The sequence below is a fragment of the Enterococcus sp. PLH-Efm8 genome (genome assembly GCF_053011625.1).
In genome coordinates this window covers 1080807-1099824 of sequence record NZ_CP172568.1, presented here as the reverse complement: position 1 = coordinate 1099824, position 19018 = coordinate 1080807, and the positions used below count along the sequence as shown (strand labels likewise).

The 19018-nt window shown below is 38.2% G+C and carries 21 protein-coding genes; 3 read left to right on the top strand and 18 right to left on the bottom strand.

What is annotated here, in order from left to right:
• Positions 1–66 precede the first annotated feature (66 nt).
• Positions 67–501, bottom strand: a complete 435-nt coding sequence (locus ACIFUW_RS05495; protein ID WP_002296996.1) for a CoA-binding protein — start codon at positions 499–501, stop codon at positions 67–69.
• Between the two features lie 126 nt (positions 502–627).
• On the opposite strand from ACIFUW_RS05495, the gene plsY reads away from it, so the two are divergent.
• Positions 628–1266, top strand: coding sequence for a glycerol-3-phosphate 1-O-acyltransferase PlsY (gene plsY / locus ACIFUW_RS05490; protein ID WP_002296995.1), 639 nt, complete (start codon positions 628–630; stop codon positions 1264–1266).
• Positions 1267–1397: 131 nt separating this feature from the next.
• Here plsY and ACIFUW_RS05485 read toward each other — a convergent pair whose 3' ends face one another.
• The 11 genes from ACIFUW_RS05485 to ACIFUW_RS05435 all read right to left on the bottom strand — a co-directional run bounded on the left by ACIFUW_RS05485 (position 1398) and on the right by ACIFUW_RS05435 (position 13397).
• Positions 1398–2273, bottom strand: coding sequence for an aldose 1-epimerase family protein (locus ACIFUW_RS05485; RefSeq protein ID WP_002296994.1), 876 nt, complete (start codon positions 2271–2273; stop codon positions 1398–1400).
• Positions 2274–2354: 81 nt separating this feature from the next.
• A complete protein-coding gene (gene codY / locus ACIFUW_RS05480; RefSeq protein WP_002290223.1) occupies positions 2355–3146 on the bottom strand; it encodes a GTP-sensing pleiotropic transcriptional regulator CodY in 792 nt (263 codons plus the stop codon).
• A gap of 17 nt (positions 3147–3163) precedes the next feature.
• A complete protein-coding gene (gene hslU, locus ACIFUW_RS05475) occupies positions 3164–4564 on the bottom strand; it encodes an ATP-dependent protease ATPase subunit HslU (protein ID WP_002288421.1) in 1401 nt (466 codons plus the stop codon).
• A 13-nt stretch (positions 4565–4577) separates the two neighbouring features.
• Positions 4578–5126, bottom strand: a complete 549-nt coding sequence (gene hslV, locus ACIFUW_RS05470) for an HslVU peptidase proteolytic subunit (RefSeq protein ID WP_002288419.1) — start codon at positions 5124–5126, stop codon at positions 4578–4580.
• Between the two features lie 36 nt (positions 5127–5162).
• A complete protein-coding gene (gene xerC / locus ACIFUW_RS05465; RefSeq protein ID WP_002288415.1) occupies positions 5163–6068 on the bottom strand; it encodes a tyrosine recombinase XerC in 906 nt (301 codons plus the stop codon).
• A 197-nt stretch (positions 6069–6265) separates the two neighbouring features.
• The gene (gene trmFO / locus ACIFUW_RS05460) at positions 6266–7642 is read right to left on the bottom strand and encodes an FADH(2)-oxidizing methylenetetrahydrofolate--tRNA-(uracil(54)-C(5))-methyltransferase TrmFO (RefSeq protein ID WP_002320953.1); all 1377 of its coding nucleotides are present in this window, start codon (positions 7640–7642) and stop codon (positions 6266–6268) included.
• Positions 7611–9689 (bottom strand): type I DNA topoisomerase, encoded by a 2079-nt coding sequence (gene topA, locus ACIFUW_RS05455; protein WP_060805006.1) that lies wholly within the window; start codon positions 9687–9689, stop codon positions 7611–7613. The genes trmFO and topA overlap by 32 nt, the downstream gene beginning before the upstream one ends.
• A gap of 121 nt (positions 9690–9810) precedes the next feature.
• Entirely contained in the window at positions 9811–10668 is an 858-nt protein-coding gene (dprA, locus tag ACIFUW_RS05450) for a DNA-processing protein DprA (RefSeq protein ID WP_002303743.1), read from the bottom strand.
• Positions 10669–10723: 55 nt separating this feature from the next.
• On the bottom strand, positions 10724–11491 hold the full coding sequence (locus tag ACIFUW_RS05445; protein ID WP_002296990.1) for a ribonuclease HII: 768 nt from the start codon (positions 11489–11491) through the stop codon (positions 10724–10726).
• On the bottom strand, positions 11484–12344 hold the full coding sequence (ylqF, locus tag ACIFUW_RS05440) for a ribosome biogenesis GTPase YlqF (RefSeq protein WP_002296988.1): 861 nt from the start codon (positions 12342–12344) through the stop codon (positions 11484–11486). The genes ACIFUW_RS05445 and ylqF overlap by 8 nt, the downstream gene beginning before the upstream one ends.
• Before the next feature lie 93 nt (positions 12345–12437).
• Positions 12438–13397, bottom strand: a complete 960-nt coding sequence (locus tag ACIFUW_RS05435; protein ID WP_002287225.1) for an IS30 family transposase — start codon at positions 13395–13397, stop codon at positions 12438–12440.
• A gap of 271 nt (positions 13398–13668) precedes the next feature.
• On the opposite strand from ACIFUW_RS05435, the gene ACIFUW_RS05430 reads away from it, so the two are divergent.
• Positions 13669–14067 (top strand): VOC family protein, encoded by a 399-nt coding sequence (locus ACIFUW_RS05430; RefSeq protein ID WP_002288405.1) that lies wholly within the window; start codon positions 13669–13671, stop codon positions 14065–14067.
• 236 nt (positions 14068–14303) lie between these two features.
• Positions 14304–14846: a folate family ECF transporter S component gene (locus ACIFUW_RS05425; RefSeq protein ID WP_002288403.1), complete on the top strand. Its 543-nt coding sequence runs from the start codon at positions 14304–14306 to the stop codon at positions 14844–14846.
• A gap of 82 nt (positions 14847–14928) precedes the next feature.
• Here the strand turns inward: ACIFUW_RS05425 and lepB are convergent, their stop codons facing one another.
• From lepB to ACIFUW_RS05395, 6 genes are all read right to left on the bottom strand, one after another.
• Positions 14929–15480 carry a signal peptidase I gene (gene lepB / locus ACIFUW_RS05420; protein ID WP_002294418.1) on the bottom strand — a complete coding sequence of 184 codons (552 nt, stop codon included), beginning with the start codon at positions 15478–15480 and terminating at the stop codon, positions 14929–14931.
• 151 nt (positions 15481–15631) lie between these two features.
• Positions 15632–15859 (bottom strand): YozE family protein, encoded by a 228-nt coding sequence (locus ACIFUW_RS05415; protein ID WP_002288398.1) that lies wholly within the window; start codon positions 15857–15859, stop codon positions 15632–15634.
• Positions 15856–16374 (bottom strand): peptide-methionine (S)-S-oxide reductase MsrA, encoded by a 519-nt coding sequence (msrA, locus tag ACIFUW_RS05410; protein WP_002288397.1) that lies wholly within the window; start codon positions 16372–16374, stop codon positions 15856–15858. The genes ACIFUW_RS05415 and msrA overlap by 4 nt, the downstream gene beginning before the upstream one ends.
• A 19-nt stretch (positions 16375–16393) precedes the next feature.
• Complete coding sequence (locus ACIFUW_RS05405; RefSeq protein ID WP_002288396.1) at positions 16394–17107, bottom strand: YpmS family protein; 714 nt, start codon at positions 17105–17107, stop codon at positions 16394–16396.
• A gap of 2 nt (positions 17108–17109) precedes the next feature.
• Positions 17110–18006: an SGNH/GDSL hydrolase family protein gene (locus tag ACIFUW_RS05400; protein ID WP_002288395.1), complete on the bottom strand. Its 897-nt coding sequence runs from the start codon at positions 18004–18006 to the stop codon at positions 17110–17112.
• 157 nt (positions 18007–18163) lie between these two features.
• Positions 18164–19006 (bottom strand): DegV family protein, encoded by an 843-nt coding sequence (locus tag ACIFUW_RS05395; protein ID WP_002288394.1) that lies wholly within the window; start codon positions 19004–19006, stop codon positions 18164–18166.
• Between the last annotated feature and the right edge of the window lie 12 nt (positions 19007–19018).

Here is a 19018-nt window from a genome sequence, read left to right as displayed (position 1 = left end):
TTAATTATCTCCTAACCGCTTTTTCGACATTCCCCTCTATCGATCATCTCTTCTTTGTGGTCATTTTTATTTTTGGTTTTCTTTCAACTTACCAAGTTCAATCTTAATACAACGATCCATTACGATATCTGTACGTCCTGCTTTTCTTAGCATCTCAGCTGCTTCTTTGTTTTCAATCCCTAATTGTGCCCAGAACACTTTAGCATCAGTTTTCAAAAAATCACCTGCTATTTCAGGTAAAAATTCACTCCGTCTAAATACATCTACGATATCGATTGGATCATCGATTTCTGTCAAATTCGCATAGACTTTCTCGCCTAGAATTTCTTCACCAGCCAATAATGGATTTACTGGTATGATTTTATATCCATTGTCTTGCAATACCTGTGCAACCATGTAACTTGTTCGTTCTGGTTTATTGCTCAAGCCTACGACGGCAATATTTTTTGCTTCTTCCAAATAGTTGAAAATCGTTTCTTGTGTTGGATTTTTTACAGACATTTCTGCCACCCCTTGCTTTTCTTTTTATTCCATCTATTATACTTGTATCTTTCATTTTTTCAATTGTTCCTGTTACCTATTCATGCTAAAATAAAGGATAGTTTTCAACTTGAAAGAGGGTAAAAAATGAAATTGATCTTATTACTTATTTTAGCATATCTTTTAGGTTCTATTCCTTCCGGTGTCTGGATTGGCAAATTGTTTTTCAAAAAAGATATCCGACAACACGGGAGCGGTAATACTGGAACGACCAATACATTTCGTGTATTAGGCAAAACAGCCGGGATTGTTGTCCTGCTTATGGATATTTTAAAAGGTACATTGGCTACTTGTTTGCCGATGATCTTCCACCTTTCTGGGATTAACCCTCTTTGGTTTGGGGTATGCGCCATTCTTGGCCATACATTTCCGATTTTTGCTGGGTTCAAAGGAGGAAAAGCTGTTGCGACAAGTGCAGGAATGCTTTTAGGATTTAATCCTGTATTTTTTGTTTATTCTTGTATCATCTTTATCGTTAGTTTATTTTGTACAAGTATGGTGAGTTTGAGCAGTATGATCAGTGCAGTATTGATCACTTTATCTACGATCGTCCTTCCTTATGTAGCTCCTGTGATTTTGGCTAAGCCCAATTGGTTACTGACGATCATTGCCTTTTTAGTTTCTTCCTTTATCTTTTATCGGCATAAAGACAATATCAAGCGTATCAGAAACCATACTGAAAGTCGAATCCCGTTTGGTTTGAATAGCAGCAAGAAAAAATCCTGATACTTTTTCATTCCAAAGAGATAAAACGGGAGTGTGACAAATCGATGTCACACTCCCTTATTACTTACAGGATAGCTTTTTTACACACCTTGGTAAACGGTGTTCCCTGCTAACTTCTCGGTCACAACCTCTTACTTCACTGTGATGGAATATTTTGTCTTGAAGATTTCATGGGCACCTAGTTGATTGATCCCTACTTTTTCCATCAAGTTTCCACTACTGTTCACCGTGTCAGCGATTCCGCACCACGGTTCGATACAAACGAAAGGCGCTTCTTTTGGATAAGGAGACCAGATCCCTACATAAGGCATATCTTTATAGCTTAAAGTTACGCTATGGGAAGATTTTTCACTTCGAATGGCGTACGCATTTAGACCCCTTGTTTCAAAAACCAAGGCATCTTGCTCAAAAAGTTCACGATTCAAAGCCAGATTCGTATTTGTCTGACCTAACGTCTTTTGATCCATATCGATGAATGGGCCTTTCAATGGTAGGCGTAATCTTGATTTCAATGGAGAAAATGCCAGATAGAAATCTTCAAATGACAATCCTTCTTCAAGAGGTACATTGAAAGCAGGATGTCCACCGATAGAAAAGAACATTTCTTTTTCACCGGTATTTGCCACTTGATAATGAACCGTGATGCCGTCTCCTCCTAATTCATAGCTGATCACTAATTCAAAATCAAATGGATACTTTTCTAATGTCTCCGGCGTACTCCTTAAGATGAAACTAGCCATTTCTTGTCCATGTTCAATGACTTCAAAATCCATATCCCGAGCAAATCCGTGTTGCCCCATTTGATATGTTTTCCCTTGATAAACATACTGATCATCTTTTAAACGTCCAACAAAAGGGAATAAAACCGGTGCATGTCTGCCCCAATACGCTGGATCACCTTGCCAGATATACTCTAAACCATGTTCTTTTGATTTCAGACTGATCAATTCCGCACCGTGTTCAGCGATTTCGGCGATCAGCTGGTCATTTTGAATAATAACAGTCATTGCCATTCCTCCAACTTCGACTTACTTTTTAAAATGGGAAGGCTGGAACAAACATTTCTATCTGCCCCAGTCCCCTTACTTCTAATAACTGTGTTTTGCTAACTCGTCTTTAAAACGGGAATTCAATACTTTTAAATAAGTTCCCTTCATGCCTAACGAACGAGATTCAATGATTCCAGCTGATTCCAATTTTCGTAAAGCATTGACGATCACAGAACGAGTGATGCCGATACTATCGGCAATATTAGAAGCAGTCAGACGACCTTCATCTCCATCCAATGCTTCAAAGATAGCTTGTACAGCCTTCAATTCGCTATAAGATAATGTGTTGATTGCCATTTGGACAGCCGTTGCACTCCGTACATCTGCTTCGATGCTTCGAGACTTCTGATAAAGGATCTGCATACCGACAACCGTAGCTCCATATTCTGCTAAGACTAGATCGTCATCTGCAAACGATTGTTCCATACGAGATAAGATAATCGTACCCAAACGTTCGCCAGCTCCAAAGATCGGAACGACAGTCGTCAGACCAAATGGATATTTCTCTCTTGACTCTACCGGAAATGCAGTAATATCACTAGTAATTGGGATATTAGCTTCAGTTTTCATCAACTGTGCCACTGTATCAGTATAAGATTCAGGAAATTGTTTCTCAACAAACATTGTTTTGATTCGTTCATTGTTCACATCGTGACGTTCATTATAACCTAGTAATACTCCGTCACTTCCTATGATATAGGTGTTGCTGTCAAGAATACCACCTAGTGTGACAGCCATTTTATCGTAAGGCAAATCTGCTTGCATGTCAAAAGTATTCTTTTGCTGCAAAAGTGTGTTTATCTTGCGGGTTTTCGTTAGCAAGTCTGTCATTGTCGTCCTCCGATTTTTTATAAAATATAGCGACTTAAATCTTCATTTGCCGCAATTGAGCCAAGTTTGTCATCCACATATGCTTCTGTGATCGTTATTTCTCCCATTTGCATATCTGGTGCTTCAAATAATAGATCTTCTAGTAGTTTTTCCAAAATGGTATGCAGTCTGCGTGCGCCGATATTATCTGTGTCACGGTTGACATCGAAAGCGATTTGAGCGATCCGTTCAATTGCTTCTTTTGTAAACGTAACTGACACATTTTCTGTACCGATCAACGCGACGTATTGTTTTACTAAAGCATTATTTGGTTCGGTCAGAATCTTCACAAAATCTTCAGCTGTCAAATCATCTAATTCTACCCGTATCGGGAAGCGTCCTTGAAGTTCTGGAATTAGATCACTTGGTTTAGACAAATGGAAAGCTCCTGAAGCAATGAATAGGACGTGATCTGTTTGGATGATCCCGTATTTTGTGTTTACTTGTGAACCTTCGACAATTGGCAATATGTCTCTTTGGACGCCTTCTCTGGATACTTCTCCAGATTGCTGTGATTTAGAAGTGATCTTATCGATTTCATCGATAAAAATAATTCCACTTTCTTCCGCTAATTTGATTGCCTCACTATGGATATCAGCATCCTTGACTAATTTTGCTGATTCTTCCTTGATCAATAACTCTAAAGCTTCTTTGACTGTTACCGTCCGTTCCACTTTTTTCTTCGGTGTCAAAGCACCTAGAGTTTCATTTAGGTCGATCCCCATTTGCTCCAATCCATTGTTCATCATTGGTGCAGGTTTCTTTTGGTCTTCAACTTCAATGGTTACTTCACGACTATCCAGTAAACCCTTTTGTAGTTGTTCCAAGACTGTACGGCGATTGATTCGAATATCTTCTGTCACTTCTTCTTGCGGTTCAGCGGTATTTTGCTGACTAGCATTAAAAAGATTCATCATTTGTTCAAATTGATTAGTGGATTGTTTCTGTTCTTTTTTGATACCAGGTACCAAGATTTTTACCAAACGTTTTTCTGCATTTTTTTTAGCACTTGTGTATACACGGCTGTACTGCTCTTTTTCTACGATTTGGATCGCATTTTCTACTAAATCCCGAACCATTGATTCTACATCTCTTCCGACATAACCGACTTCAGTAAATTTTGTTGCTTCGACTTTGACAAATGGTGCATTGACGATTTTTGCCAAACGTCGTGCGATTTCTGTTTTACCGACCCCTGTAGGTCCGATCATCAGCATATTTTTTGGTGTAATATCTTGTTGCATTTTTTCATCTAACTGCAAACGGCGATAGCGGTTACGCAAAGCAACGGCAACAGATTTTTTTGCTGCGTGCTGTCCTACGATATATTCATCTAATTCACTTACGATTTGTCTTGGTGTTTGTTTTAATTCATACATATCTACTCACCTCTTACAGTTCTTCTACGATAATATTATGATTAGTAAAGATACAGATATCTGCGGCAATATTTAACGCATTTTCTGCAATTTCTTTCGCACTCATGTCGTTTTGAGCATAGTTTTTCATTGCTCGGGCTGCAGCCAACGCAAAATTCCCTCCTGATCCGATAGCTAAGATACCATCATCTGGTGTGATAACTTCTCCTGTACCTGAAACAAGAAGCATTTCTTTATCATTCATTACGATCAGCATCGCTTCAAGTTTTTGCATAGATTGCTGTGTCCGCCATTCTTGAGCTAATTCGACAGCTGCGCGTTGTAGATTCCCGTTATATTCGTTTAGTTTGCCTTCAAATTTTTCTTCTAAAGTAAACGCATCTGCAACACTTCCGGCGAAACCTACAACAACTTCTCCATTGTAGATACGTCGTACTTTCTTTGCAGTGCCTTTCATGACAACAGATTCACCCATTGTTACTTGGCCATCTCCAGCCATAGCAAATTTCCCGTCTTTTTCGACGGCACAGATAGTGGTTGAATGAAATGGTGATTCGACCATGTTTGTTTCCTCCTAAATTTGTTCTTTTCCTTATTTTTACGCTCTTGGATGGAAAGAACGATAGTTTTTTTGTAAACTTTCTTTTGTTACATGGGCATAGATCTGGGTAGTCGATAAATTGGCATGTCCTAGCAATTCTTGGACTGTCCGCAAATCTGCCCCATTATTTAATAAATGAGTAGCAAATGTATGGCGCAGCATGTGAGGATGGATATCACTATCCAAACTGCTTTTTTTGATCATTTGATTCAAGACATATTCAATTCCAGTAGGCGTGATTGGTTTTCCATGATGATTCACAAAAACGATATCATGCTCTTCGTGATATTTTGTCATCAATACCTGGCGGCCTTCCCTGAAATATTCTTGCAGAGCATCTTGAGCAAAAGAACCTAGAGGAGCATATCTCTCTTTGTTCCCTTTACCATGGATCAACATGACCTCTGAATCAAAATCAATGTCTGATACCGACAAACTGCTACACTCACTTAAACGGATGCCTGACCCGTAAAGGACTTCCAGTAAAGCGCGGTTCCTCAAATCCAAAGGACTATCTCCTGCTACGCTGTCAAAAAGTGCTTGCATTTCATTTTCATAAAAAAAACGTGGCAGTCTCAAATTTTTCTTTTTGAGATGAACGTAAGAAAATGGATTTTCTTTTATCACTTCTTCTTTGAGAAGATACTGATAAAACGAACGTAGGCTGGCTATCTTGCGACTGATAGAATTTCTGCTATAGCTAGGACGATGATCAGCTAATGCACTCAAATAGACACGAACCGTAAAATATTCCGCCTTCAGCAGATCAGCGTCTCCAGATTCCTCCAAAAAATGTTTGAAATGGAGAATGTCTTCTTCATATGCTTCTTTCGTTTTTTCTGAATATCCTCTTTCGACAATCAAATAACGCAAAAATTTTTGTTCCCACGTGGCTTCTGTCATTTTCTCACCTTCCTTTTGTCCCAGAGAATAATTTAGCACAGCGTTTATAAAAAGACAAATAAATTGTCAGAATTTAACCAATATTTCTAAGTTTGTTCACAATTGGCGCAATTCCTCACATTTTGTTTGAGAAATTCTTAAGAAAAACGCAAGAAAAAGAGCGAGACTATCCGTCTCACCCTCTTCATGGAGTTTCCTTACTCATTTGGGATTGCAGTTTTTTCTAATTCTGTTTTTATTGCCTCATTAGCTTTTAAAGCTCGTTGTGCAATTGCTTCATATCTTGCTTTTTTGTCTCGAATGCGCTCTGGCAGTTCAGGAAACAGACCATAGTTGGCATTCATCGGTTGGAAATGTTTTCCTTCCGCATGAGTAATGTAGTAAGCCATACTTCCAATAGCTGTTTCTTGTGGAAACTCGACTGGTTCCATTTCTTTTGCTAAGCGTGCGGCGTTGATTCCAGCAAGTAGTCCGCTCGCTGCACTTTCAACATAGCCTTCTACACCAGTCATCTGACCTGCAAAGAACAGATCTTCGCGTTTCGTTGATTGGTAAGTCGGTTTCAGCAATTCTGGCGAATTCATAAAGCTGTTTCGGTGCATCACACCATAGCGAACGAATTCAGCATTTTCTAACCCAGGAATCATCCGGAAAACACGTTTTTGCTCGCCCCATTTCAAGTGAGTCTGAAAGCCCACGATGTTGTATAAAGAAGCTGCAGCATTGTCTTGACGCAGCTGGATAACAGCATAAGGACGTTTGCCAGTTTTAGGATCTTCCAATCCAACTGGTTTCATAGGTCCGAAAAGCATCGTTTTGAATCCTCGCTGTGCCATTACTTCAATTGGCATACATCCTTCAAAATATTTTTCTTTCTCAAAAGATTTAAGTTCTGCCACTTCGGCATTGATTAGTGCCTCATGGAAAGCTTTGAATTCCTCTTCTGTCATCGGACAGTTCAAGTAAGCTGCTTCTCCTTTGTCATAGCGGGACTTCAAATATACTTTATCCATATCGATCGTAGCTTTGTCTACGATTGGTGCAGCTGCATCATAGAAATAAAAACCATCTGAACCATTGAATGCTTTGATGCTTTCTGCTAATGGATGAGAAGTCAAAGGTCCTGTTGCTACTACGGTGATTCCTTCCGGTATTTCAGTAATTTCTTCGTTTATCACTGTTACTAATGGATGCTCTTTGACTTTTCGGGTAATTGTTTCAGAAAAAGAATCGCGGTCAACAGCTAAGGCACCACCAGCTGGCACTGCTGTTTCATCTGCCGAAGTGATTACTACCGAATTCAATCGGCGCATTTCTTCTTTCAATAACCCTACTGCATTAGCCAAACTGTTTCCTCTTAATGAATTGGAACATACTAGTTCAGCAAAATTACTTGTGTGATGCGCCTCAGTCGATTTGACTGGACGCATTTCATATAAACGGACAGGGACTCCTGCTTGTGCGATCTGCCAAGCAGCTTCACTTCCGGCAAGCCCTGCTCCAACAACATTTACCATTTTCAATGAAAGAACCTCTTTTCTATTATTTTTGGATGTCTTCTTCGTAATCTCCATTTACACAGACTACTTGTTTACCGCCTTTGACTTTCTTCTCGACCAGATATCCGTCACATTTTGGACAATTTCTGCCCACTGGTTTATCCCAAGAAGTGAATTCACATTCTGGGAAACGGGAACAACCATAGAATAGTCTGTTTTTCTTAGATTTTCGTTCAATGACTTGTCCTTCATGACATACTGGGCAAGTCACACCGATTTCTTTTACGATTGGTTTCGTATTCCGACAATCAGGAAAATTACTGCAAGCATAAAACTTCCCATATTTCCCTAATTTTATCACCATCGGATGTCCACAGACATCACAATCGAATCCTGCTGGTTCATCTTTGATTTGAATTTTTTCGATTTTTTCTTCCGCATTCGTCAGTTCTTTTTCAAACGGTTTATAGAAACGATCAACCACTTTGACCCACGCTTCCGTGCCTTCTTCAATTTTATCCAAATCTCCTTCCATTTCTGCTGTGAAATGGATATCGACGATTTGAGGGAAGAATTCACAGATTAATGAATTGACAATTTCTCCTAGTTCAGTCGGCTCAAATCTTTTTTGTGTCAATTTTACATAGTAGCGTCTTTGGATCGTATCAAGTGTTGGTGCATAAGTGGAAGGTCGCCCTACCCCGTTTTCTTCTAGTGCACGAATCAACGTAGCCTCACTAAAACGTGCTGGTGGTTGAGTAAAATGTTGTTTTGGTTCAATATCAACAGATTGGACTACATCGCCTTCTTCAAGTTCTGGAAGAATATTTTCTTTCTCTTCTTTGCCGTCATCTCTACCTTCCACATACACTTGCATGAATCCTTTGAATTTGATTTTTGAACCGTTCGCAATGAAGATGACACCATTTTGTTCTAATGTCACTTTCATTGTATCTAAAATAGCTGGTGTCATCTGACTAGCCACAAAACGTGACCAGATCAATGTATAAAGTTTCAATTGATCTTTATCTAAATATTGTTTGAGTTCATCTGGTGTACGAAGCACACTCGTTGGACGCACAGCTTCATGGGCATCTTGTGCGCCTTGAGCATTTTTGATCTTTCGGTGACCATGTCTAGAAAATTCTTTTCCATACGTATCTTCAATAAATGCTGCGGCCTCTGCTTTTGCTGTATCGGCAATCCGGGTAGAATCAGTACGCATGTATGTAATCAAGCCGACTGTTCCTTGTTTACCCAAAGTGATTCCTTCATATAATTGCTGTGCTACCATCATGGTTTTTCTTGTTCGAAAGTTTAACTTACGGGCAGCTTCTTGTTGCAGGCTACTTGTAGTGAAAGGATTCGCAGGGTTTCTTTTGCGCTCTTTCTTTTCTACTTTTTTAACTTCGAAGTCTGTTCCATCAATTCTAGCAGTGACTTCTTTTACACTTTGTGCATCTGGTAATTTCTTTTTCTTACCGTCGATTCCCCAGAAATTTGCTTTGAATTTCTTGCGAGCTTTTTTAAAATTACCGTCGATGCTCCAATATTCTTCTGGAACAAATTCTCGGATCTCTTTTTCACGGTCAATAATAATTTTTAAAGCGACAGATTGGACACGTCCTGCACTTAACCCTTTCTTGACCTTACGCCAGAGAATAGGACTGATCGAATAACCAACGATTCTGTCTAAGGTACGACGAGCTTGCTGTGCATCTACTAAATCTACATCGATCGTTCTTGGTTCCTTAAAAGCTGCTTTGACTGCGTCTTTTGTGATTTCATTGAAGACCACCCGATTTTTTTCTTTCAGATCCAACCCAAGTAGGTACGCTAAATGCCAAGCAATCGCTTCTCCTTCTCTATCCGGGTCACTTGCCAAGTAAACTTTTTGAGCTTTTTTTGCTGCGGCTTTCAGGCTTTTGATGACATCGCCTTTTCCGCGTATAGAAATATAATGGGGTTCATAATTGTTTTCAAAATCGATACCCATTTTACTTTTCGGTAAATCTCTTATATGGCCAACACTGGCCATTACTTTATAGTTTCGTCCAAGATATTTCTCAATTGTCTTGGCTTTTGCAGGTGATTCTACAATCACTAAATATTTATACGCCATTACTGAATGGACTCCTTTCCATTGTCGTGTTCCTACTATTAAAAGAGGATTCATACAAATCGTAGCTAATCATATCCATTCAGAAAACGTTTGTCAAGAAAAGCAAATGAAAAGTATGGTGTTATTCTTTAAATTCTGCCAAGATATCTTCACCCGAAACCGTGCAAACTGCACCGTCTTGGATCAAATGATGACATCCGGTAGAATGTTCTGTTAAAATATTTCCTGGAACAGAAAAAACTGTTCTTCCAAGATCCAATGCTTGCTGTGCTGTTATCAGAGAGCCGCTTTTTTTCTTGGCTTCAAAGACACATGTTCCTTTAGACAAAGCTGCGATAATCCGATTTCTCATTGGAAAACAATGCTTTTTCGGGCCGGATTGAGGAGGATATTCACTCAAAAGAAGATGATCATTTGCAATCACCTCTTGCAAGTCACGATTTTCAGCAGGATAGACTTGCTCTATCCCTGTTCCAATGACTGCGATTGTCCGTCCACCATGAGAGATTGCTGCTTGGTGACCGTATGTATCTATCCCTTTCGCGCAGCCACTGACGATCACATATCCAGCTTCTATCACTGGTTTTAGTAAATAATAAACTGTTTTTTTGGCTAAAGCAGAAGTGTGTCTTCCACCAACAACGCTTAACATGTTACAAGAAAGTAAAGATAGATCACCATTATAAAACAGTACAATTGGCGGATAGGTCAAGTGAAGCAGCTGAGGGGGATATTTGGGATCAAAGCAAGTGATAAACGACTGTTTCGATTGGATTTTGCCCCAGTTAGCGTGAATTTCCTGCCAACTTTTGCGAAACAGCTCCCGGTGTTTGGTTATTTTACCTATCTTAATGATGTCTTCAAATCCGATTTCTTTATAAGGATACTGCATCATCCAGTTAGCAAGTGCCCATTTTCCTTGACTACTGATTCCTTTTGTATAAGCAAGTTTCAATAAATTTTCTTCTATTTGATACATCATAAAACCGCCTTTCGTCTCTCTTTCTAATAAGATACGTAAAAGCGGCTGTTTTTTATTGTAAATATTTTTTTACAGGTGCAAAACTTTTACGATGGATTGGCGTAATTCCTTGTCGTTCAAGTCCTTCTAAGTGTTCCTTTGTTCCATAACCTGCATTATGCGAGAAACCATATCCAGGATAAAGCACGTCATATTCTTTCATCAATTGGTCTCGATATACTTTAGCAATGATACTTGCAGCAGCAATCGACACAGATCGTGCATCCCCTTTGATTATTTTTTCCTGCTGAATAGGCAAATCCAAGGTCATCGCATCGATCAACAAATAGCTTGGTACAATGGACAATTTTTCTACTGCTTGGATCATCGCTAATTTACTTGCTTCATAAATATTCACATCATCGATTGTCTGCTGATCAACGATCCCGATCCCGATTGCCAGGGCTTTTTCTTGAACTTGTTGATAAAGAAGTTCTCGCTTTTTCTCTGATAATTGTTTGGAGTCATTCAGCCCTAATATGATCTCATTTTTCGGCAAGATAACTGCAGCTGCCACGACAGGTCCAGCTAATGGTCCTCTTCCTACTTCATCAATGCCGGCAATCCATTGGTGACCTTGTGCGTACCCTTGCTTTTCAAAGCAAAACATTTCTTCATATTTTTCCTTAATTAATGCTTCCTTTTTCAATCGTCGTTCAAAAGAAGCCAGTGCTTGCTGCACGCCTTTGCGTGGATCATTTCTTAATGATTCTAGTGTAGGATCATCTATTCTCTGTATGCTTTTCAATCGTTCTTTGATACTTTGGATGGATTCAGTCATCACTTTTTTGCTCCATTTCTTCGCAACGATCCAGTGTGTATCGTCCAAGTTTTCCTTGACGAATATCATGCACGACTAATTCGCTGCCACGATCATAGTCTTCTTTATACCCACGTTTTGCTGTAATATCCATCAGTAATTCCGGTGCCAATTTTTCTTCTTGCTCGATTGATAAACCATAACGATCGCTGATTCTTCCTGAATAATATCGGGCAAAAAAGTCTAATCCGTAAATCGCTAAATCATCTAAATGGACAAGCTGGTCTTTGATCGCGCCTGTCAGCGCTAGTTTTTTGCCGATTTCTTCATCTTCAAATTTGGGCCATAAAATCCCTGGTGTGTCTAACAATTCCAACTCATTACCTAAACGAAGCCACTGCTGACCTTTTGTTACGCCAGGCTTATTTCCTGTCTGTGCAATTTTCTTGCCTACTAGTCGATTCATCAACGTAGATTTCCCAACATTTGGAATACCTAAGACCATTGCCCGAATAGCGCGAGGCTTGATCCCCCGAGCAGCATCTCTTGCCCGTTTTTCTTTCAATGCTTCTTTAGCCGCAGGTACTAGACCTTTAATTCCTTTACTTTCTTGTGCCGTGATAGCTAATGCAAGATGGCCTTGTTTACGAAAATATTCTTGCCACAGCTTTGTCTGTTGTGGATCTGCCAGATCCGCTTTATTCAATAAAACAAGGCGAGGTTTTTGCTGAATGATCTGATCTAGCATTGGATTACGAGAAGATAAAGGTAATCGTGCGTCTACCAATTCAAATACGATGTCCACATATTTCATTTTTTCAGAAACTTCTCGTCGGGCTTTTGCCATATGTCCCGGAAACCATTGGATGGTCATTGTTCTCTCCATTCCTTTCATACCGGAATATTCCCCGGCTTTACTTGTTTTTTTCTTTTTCAATATAAATTCACTTTTTTATTATCTTAATTGTCAAATTAAGTTAGACAAATCATCAATACTTACGTAACTCAAAAATACTTCCAAAGGTGTTCGATAATTCAGTGATTTTCTAGGAATATTATTTCGTTTCGATGCGACAGATTGAATAAAAGATTCATCTACTGAATTGAAATCCATAGATTTCAATAAACCATCTCTACGTAACAATCCGTTAGAATTCTCGTTTAGGCCTCTTTGAGACGGCGTTCCTGGATCAGCGAAATAAATGGCAATATCATTGGCATTACTGATCTGTTTCCAATTTGAAAATTCCTTTCCACAATCAAAAGTGATGGATTTGAATAGATTTTTCGGTACAGATTCAAACCAATGATTTAATTTGTTTTCAATATCAATCGCTTGTCTACCACACGGTTTCAATGTGATGATAACTTTTGATAATCGCTCAACTAAGGTAATTACAGCACTTTTATGTTTCAAACCTACGATAGTGTCACCTTCAAGGTGACCAAACTCATTTGAGAATTGGCTATAATCTTTTTCACGTTCATGAATAGAGCGACGGAAAGCTTGTTTTCCACGTCTTTCTTGATGTCCATTTGGTTTACGCTTGCCTTTCATCGGTAAGTCAGAAGGATTAAATAGCCCCTTTTTGAACATACGATAAATGGTACGAGCAGAACAACGAATAGGAAACGCTGCACGACCAACAATCACATCGGGTGTCCATCCTTGAACAACCTTTCTTTGAATATATTCTGATTGTTCCTCAGGTAAAACAAGCGGGCGTCTACCACAGTTTGATTTGTTTTTCTTATACTGTTGATAGTACTCTAAGGCTGATTTTCCTTGCTTGAAGAACAGGTATACTTTATGGATCGTTTGTCTTGAACGATTCAAGAAATGCGCAGTTTTCGCAACAGATTGATTTATTTTGAAATAAGACTCTATCATTACAAGTTCATCCGTTGTAAGATGGGTATAGGTCATTTGTACTCACTCCTTATAATTCTTTGGACGGAACTATTTTGAGTGTAGCACAAATGACTTTTTTAGTTGTCTAGCTTAATTTTACAATCGGCGTTATAAAGAAATTCCATCTATTAGTTAAGTGAAAGTGAACCAGTCCTCATTCTATCACATCTTCACTTTTTTGATGATGCAAATTTTTATTTTGGTTTCTATATATGAATCTAAATTTTTGACAGCGTTTCCTAAATAAGAGATGATAGACGAACAAAACAGAAAGGAGACGAAACAAATGAATAGTATGGTTTTTGTTAATTTTCCTGTTGCTGATGTCAATCGTTCCGTTGCTTTTTATGAAAAGCTGGGTTTTAAAAAAAATGAAGAATTTTCTACTGAAGAAGCTGGTTCAATGGTATGGGATGACACTTTTTGGATAATGCTTCTCTCTCATGATTTTTATAAAAAATTTATAAAAGATAAAGAAATAGCTGATAATAAAAAAACAAGTGGTGCTTTGATTTCGTTTAGTGTTGAAAATGCGGATGAAGTAAAAAAATTTGCTCAAATTGCAAAAGAAAATGGTGGTACTTTCCACGAAGTAGATATGGGAATGCCTGAAGAAGAAATGTTTTCATTAGAAGTCCAAGATCTAGACGGAAATACATTAGAACCCGTATGGATGAAGATGTAAGCAGATAACTAATCTGACGTTTTTTATAACAAAAAAACAAAGGCGGATGATACGATAAGTATTCTCCGCCTCTATTTTTTTTATTCGTACAATCTCTTTTTTACAGTTTATAAAAGCAGTCTTCTCACCCTTTTTTTAATTGTTAGATGCCAGTGTATGTAAATCACCAATGTGTCATGACACATTGGTGATTTTATGGTATCCTTTTATTATTAACTGACAAAGGAGAGAATATTTTGAACACTTTGATTGCAAAAGACGTTTTTAGATTGCCCGAAATGAATGCAAGATTGTTGTCGACCTCTGCTCTTTTATTAGCCCTTGATGTCATCTTATACAAGATAGCGATTGGTCCTGCTTATTTTCAAATCACATTCGGATTTTTAAGTATGGCGCTTATGGGTTATCTATATGGACCGATCTGGGCTGGTTTGCTTGAAATGTTGTCGAACACTTTAAATTTCACGATATTTGGTTCAGGAACGTTTCAAGCTGCTTTTCTTATCACGGCTTTCCTTGGTGGATTTATTAATGGCTTATTTTTATATCATAAAAAGATAAACCTGCCTTCCGTCATCGCTGCCCAATTATTGATTATGATCCCAGTCAGCCTTTTTATCAATTCTTGGCTGATGTCTGTTTTGTTTGGTGCAGATTTCAAAGTAATTTTTCTAGGTAGATTCATCAGGAATATGATCCAAATCCCTATTCAAATAATGGTTGTTTATTCATTTATCAAAACTTTAGAGGCTAGAAAAGTGTTTAAACGAGCTGTTTGATTTTACGTACTAAGGTAGTAAACTGATTTTGGATTAAACAATAAAGCGTGCAGTCTCAACAGACTGCACGCTTTATTGTTTCTCACTGGATCCATTTTATTTCATCAAGTGGATAATAGACAAATCTTGCTTTACCTAGAATATCAGTTTTATTGATCGTGCCAAACGAACGACTATCTTTTGAAACTCTTCGATTATCTCCAAGTACAAAATAATTATCTTCCGGAAGCTTGGATTGTCCCGTTAGCTCTTGTAGTGTAAAGTCCGTCGTATAGGATGCATTTGCATGATCTGATTTCAGGTTTTTAGTTAGATAAGGTTCCTTAACTACTTTCCCATTGATCTTCAATTGATCATTTTGGTAGCTGACATTTTCTCCTGGAAGACCGATTACTCGTTTGATATAAATCGTGCCATCTGCTAATTGAAAAACAACAATATCAAATCGTCTGATCTCCGAAAATTTTTCCATCACAACCATATCACCTTGCTTCAACACGTTTTCCATTGAATTGCCTTCCACTGGTACCGGGATGAATAAAAATCCCCGCAACATGAACGCAAGGAATACAGAAACAAGTAAGTATTTGAATACAAGCCAGAAGCGATTAATATAGCGTTGTTTTTTTGTCAATCTCTATCAATCCATCCCTCTTTTTTTCATTCTTTCTTTATTATAAGAAAAATATCAAAAAAATGCGACTAGATAGCTGAAATAAAAATAATTCTTTCAATTAGGCTATTGGACAAAAAACTTTTTTGATCATAAAGTACAAAACTATCTCTTATATGTCATGATTATTTTCTAAATATTTTTCCCATGCTTCGTCAAAGATATCCATGGACGGCAAATAGTCGACATTCAGTTCCAGATAATTAGAAATTTCTTCGTAGCTAGAGCTGTGCTTAGGAAATTGGATGTCTTTACCGGCTTCTGTAGCGAAAACAGATAAAGCATCATGTGTGCCACCGCCTCGCAGTGTCATTAAATAATGAAAAAAGCTTCGATTCACCCTTCGTTCCTCCAATTTTCTTCGATAAAGGCAGCCCGGCGTGCATGGTTTCTTTTAAAATTTTCAGGATGCTTTTTATAATACTCTTGATGGTCTTCTTCTGCTAGATAAAATGGTTGGGCTGGTTCGATTTTTGTAACGATTGGCTGTTCGAAACGTCCACTTTCAGCTAACTGTTTCTTACTTTTTTCAGCAATGATCCGCTGTTCTTCTGTCAAATAAAAGATCACCGGGCGATAATTGTCACCGCGATCCTCGAATTGTCCGAAAGCGTCAGTTGGATCAGTTTGCTGCCAGTAAAGTTCTACTAATTGTTCATATGAAATCAATGTTGGATCATAGATAATCTCCACTGCTTCTGTATGTCCAGTCGTTTGGCTTTTTACTTGTTCATAAGTCGGATCTGGTACATGCCCTCCAGTATATCCTGACATCACTGTATGGATACCAGGAAGCGTGTCGAAAGGCTGGATCATACACCAGAAGCAGCCTCCTGCAAATATTGCTCGTTCCATTATGATTCCCCCTCTAATACTACTCATCCGATGATTTTTTATTTTCTTTTGTCTTGCTTTCAGTACTGCTGGTGCTAGTTTTGTTGGTATTTGAGTTGTTTGAAGCATCAGAGGTATCTTTTGGCAAATATAGACTAAACCGAATGTCATCATTTACTAAGTCGATTTTATCTGCTTTAATATACATCCCGTTTTGCATTCGGAATTGATCCAACCTAAGCATGATAGTCAGATCATCTGTATTGACTTCGATCCAATCTGGTAATTTATAGTTTCTCTTGATCATATTCATCACATCTTTGATTGGCAAACTCAATGTTCCGATAGAAAGACTTCTAGCTTTTAGTTGGACATTTCCGTTTTCCATCACATACGGATCAAAATATAAATAGAAATCGATAGGAAAACCTAGTACTTCGAAAGTACCATTGAGTAGTGCTTCATTTTCCAAATAAAATTTATATTCAATATCACTATCTTTTTGATACTCACTAAGGAAAAAGCTGATGATTTGATTGACTTTTTCTTTATTTGAATTGATCGTTAAGACAGGATCTCCTTGTCTTTCCGTAAGAGCTGGTATTTCTGGGAGTTCTGGTTCCCGATTAGCAAAAATACGGCTGCCTAAAAATACGGTCGAACCAAGTACTACCCCAAGAAGGATAAGGAAGGCGAATTTCCAGTAATTTGTTTTCTTTGTTTTGTTTGAAGATACGTCAGATCTTGTTTTCATGTTTATTGATCATCCTCCTTCTCTAACCATTGGTTTTGTGTCTCGATCAGCTGATCTCTCACTGCATTTGCCATCAATTGATAACCTAAATTATTTGGATGGAAATGATCTTCTTCATAGAGCACATTATTTTTGATGCCATTTAGATTTTCTGTCGTGCTAGTTGTTTGATCTGTTCCTTCTTCTGTGACACCTACTTCCTGATTCAATCCTTGATAAAGCAAATCATTGATTGGGATAAAGTAGCAGTTCGGCATTTTTTTTGTCACCGTTTCTGTTCCTTTGTTCCAATTGTTAACAATTGTCTGCATGTCAGTGATCTCAGGAAAGTTCAAATAAAATGGATTGTAGATGCCTAAAATGTAAATAGGTGCGGTTTTATTGAGGGATCGAAATTCTTCCAATAGTTCTGTGACATTTTCCTGATAGTTTTTCAGTGGCTTTTTAAAGGAATTGACCGTTAACCCGAATAAATTATTTTGGATAACTTTCATCAAATCATTACCGCCAACAGTCAGTGTGATAAAATCAGCTGTTTTGATATTGTTTCGAATTTCTTCTTTTGTTTTTACTCGCTTTAAGATCTGGTCACTTCGTTCACCATTTACACCATAGTTTTCTGTTTCAACCGCGGTCAAATTATAACGGTCTTTTAGATCATTTGCGACAAGGGGAACGAATCCTCCTTGCTTGGTTTGATCTCCTACTCCTTCAGTCAGCGAATCTCCGATAGCTATGTAGTGAAGTTTTTCTTTTTTATTTGGATCTTCTCTCACAGTAGTTACTGGTTTCATTAGTGGGCCAGCTTTCGGTATAGAAGCAGCTAAACCTGCATAGATGATGATCGCAATTAATAATGGGAACAAAACGAGGATCAAATGTCGTTTCGTTAATTTCATTTTTTCACCTCTTGTATTCGATTGGTTCTAATGTTATCAAAAATTTTATCAAAAAGGTAGTCTTTATGAAAAAAGAAAACAATTATTTTCCTAATTTTATAAAGAAAAAGAGAATAAGCTGCAAGCCTTTCAGGCTGAGGGCTTATCCTCTTTTCGACTAATCTACATAATACATGATTGCAAACGCGTCTTTACCAGTATGCGTAGCGATAACCGGATTCGTATGCAGTACAGGGATATGCATGTCCGGGAATAATTCTTGCAAACCCTCTTTGAATTCTTGCGCCAATTCTTTTGCATCCGCATGTGAAATACCGATTTGTCGCACATTTGGCAATTCTTTCAGTTCATTTTTCAAATTATTAAACCATTTATCGAACGTTTTCTTTCCTCGCCCCTTAGTTACAGGGATTAATTCAGAATGGGCGAAATTCATCACCACGCGTATGTTCAAAACACTAGACAGCAAACCAGTTGTTCGGCTGATTCTTCCACCTTTTACCAAGTTATCTAGTGTGGATATTCCGATGTATAATTTTGTATTGTCTTGTACTTTTTTGACTTCTTCAAGGATTTTCTCTACTGTTTTACCTTCTTTTGCTAATTCAGCTGCTCGAATTACCTGAAAAGATAATCCTTGGTCAGTGGTATCACTGTCGATAACCGTTACTTTCGTTTTTGTTAGATTACTGGCTTGTCTTGCTGCTTCTACTGTTCCACTCAAGCCTTTTGTCATATGGATCGAAATCACTTCACTGCCGTCTTCTCCTAGCTCATCATACATCGAGATGAATTCTCCAATTGGTGGTTGGCTTGTTTTGGGCAGATTTTTTGCTTTCGCCATCATTTCCATAAATCTTTCGCCGTCTAGTTGGTCATCATCGGGATATACTGTTCCGTCGATCATGATGGATAGCGGCATGACACGAATGCCTAAAGCATCGCGTACATTTTTTTCCATCGTACATGAAGAATCTGTTACGATTTTTACATTTGTCATTATTTTCTCTCT

Bases quoted from the DNA above. Each gene is read 5' to 3' on its own strand.
- ACIFUW_RS05495 (WP_002296996.1), bottom strand. From the start codon at position 501: ATGTCTGTAAAAAATCCAACACAAGAAACGATTTTCAACTATTTGGAA.
- plsY (WP_002296995.1), top strand. From the start codon at position 628: ATGAAATTGATCTTATTACTTATTTTAGCATATCTTTTAGGTTCTATT.
- ACIFUW_RS05485 (WP_002296994.1), bottom strand. From the start codon at position 2,273: ATGACTGTTATTATTCAAAATGACCAGCTGATCGCCGAAATCGCTGAA.
- codY (WP_002290223.1), bottom strand. From the start codon at position 3,146: ATGACAGACTTGCTAACGAAAACCCGCAAGATAAACACACTTTTGCAG.
- hslU (WP_002288421.1), bottom strand. From the start codon at position 4,564: ATGTATGAATTAAAACAAACACCAAGACAAATCGTAAGTGAATTAGAT.
- hslV (WP_002288419.1), bottom strand. From the start codon at position 5,126: ATGGTCGAATCACCATTTCATTCAACCACTATCTGTGCCGTCGAAAAA.
- xerC (WP_002288415.1), bottom strand. From the start codon at position 6,068: ATGACAGAAGCCACGTGGGAACAAAAATTTTTGCGTTATTTGATTGTC.
- trmFO (WP_002320953.1), bottom strand. From the start codon at position 7,642: ATGGAGATTACGAAGAAGACATCCAAAAATAATAGAAAAGAGGTTCTT.
- topA (WP_060805006.1), bottom strand. From the start codon at position 9,689: ATGGCGTATAAATATTTAGTGATTGTAGAATCACCTGCAAAAGCCAAG.
- dprA (WP_002303743.1), bottom strand. From the start codon at position 10,668: ATGTATCAAATAGAAGAAAATTTATTGAAACTTGCTTATACAAAAGGA.
- ACIFUW_RS05445 (WP_002296990.1), bottom strand. From the start codon at position 11,491: ATGACTGAATCCATCCAAAGTATCAAAGAACGATTGAAAAGCATACAG.
- ylqF (WP_002296988.1), bottom strand. From the start codon at position 12,344: ATGACCATCCAATGGTTTCCGGGACATATGGCAAAAGCCCGACGAGAA.
- ACIFUW_RS05435 (WP_002287225.1), bottom strand. From the start codon at position 13,397: ATGACCTATACCCATCTTACAACGGATGAACTTGTAATGATAGAGTCT.
- ACIFUW_RS05430 (WP_002288405.1), top strand. From the start codon at position 13,669: ATGAATAGTATGGTTTTTGTTAATTTTCCTGTTGCTGATGTCAATCGT.
- msrA (WP_002288397.1), bottom strand. From the start codon at position 16,374: ATGGAACGAGCAATATTTGCAGGAGGCTGCTTCTGGTGTATGATCCAG.
- ACIFUW_RS05405 (WP_002288396.1), bottom strand. From the start codon at position 17,107: ATGAAAACAAGATCTGACGTATCTTCAAACAAAACAAAGAAAACAAAT.
- ACIFUW_RS05400 (WP_002288395.1), bottom strand. From the start codon at position 18,006: ATGAAATTAACGAAACGACATTTGATCCTCGTTTTGTTCCCATTATTA.
- ACIFUW_RS05395 (WP_002288394.1), bottom strand. From the start codon at position 19,006: ATGACAAATGTAAAAATCGTAACAGATTCTTCATGTACGATGGAAAAA.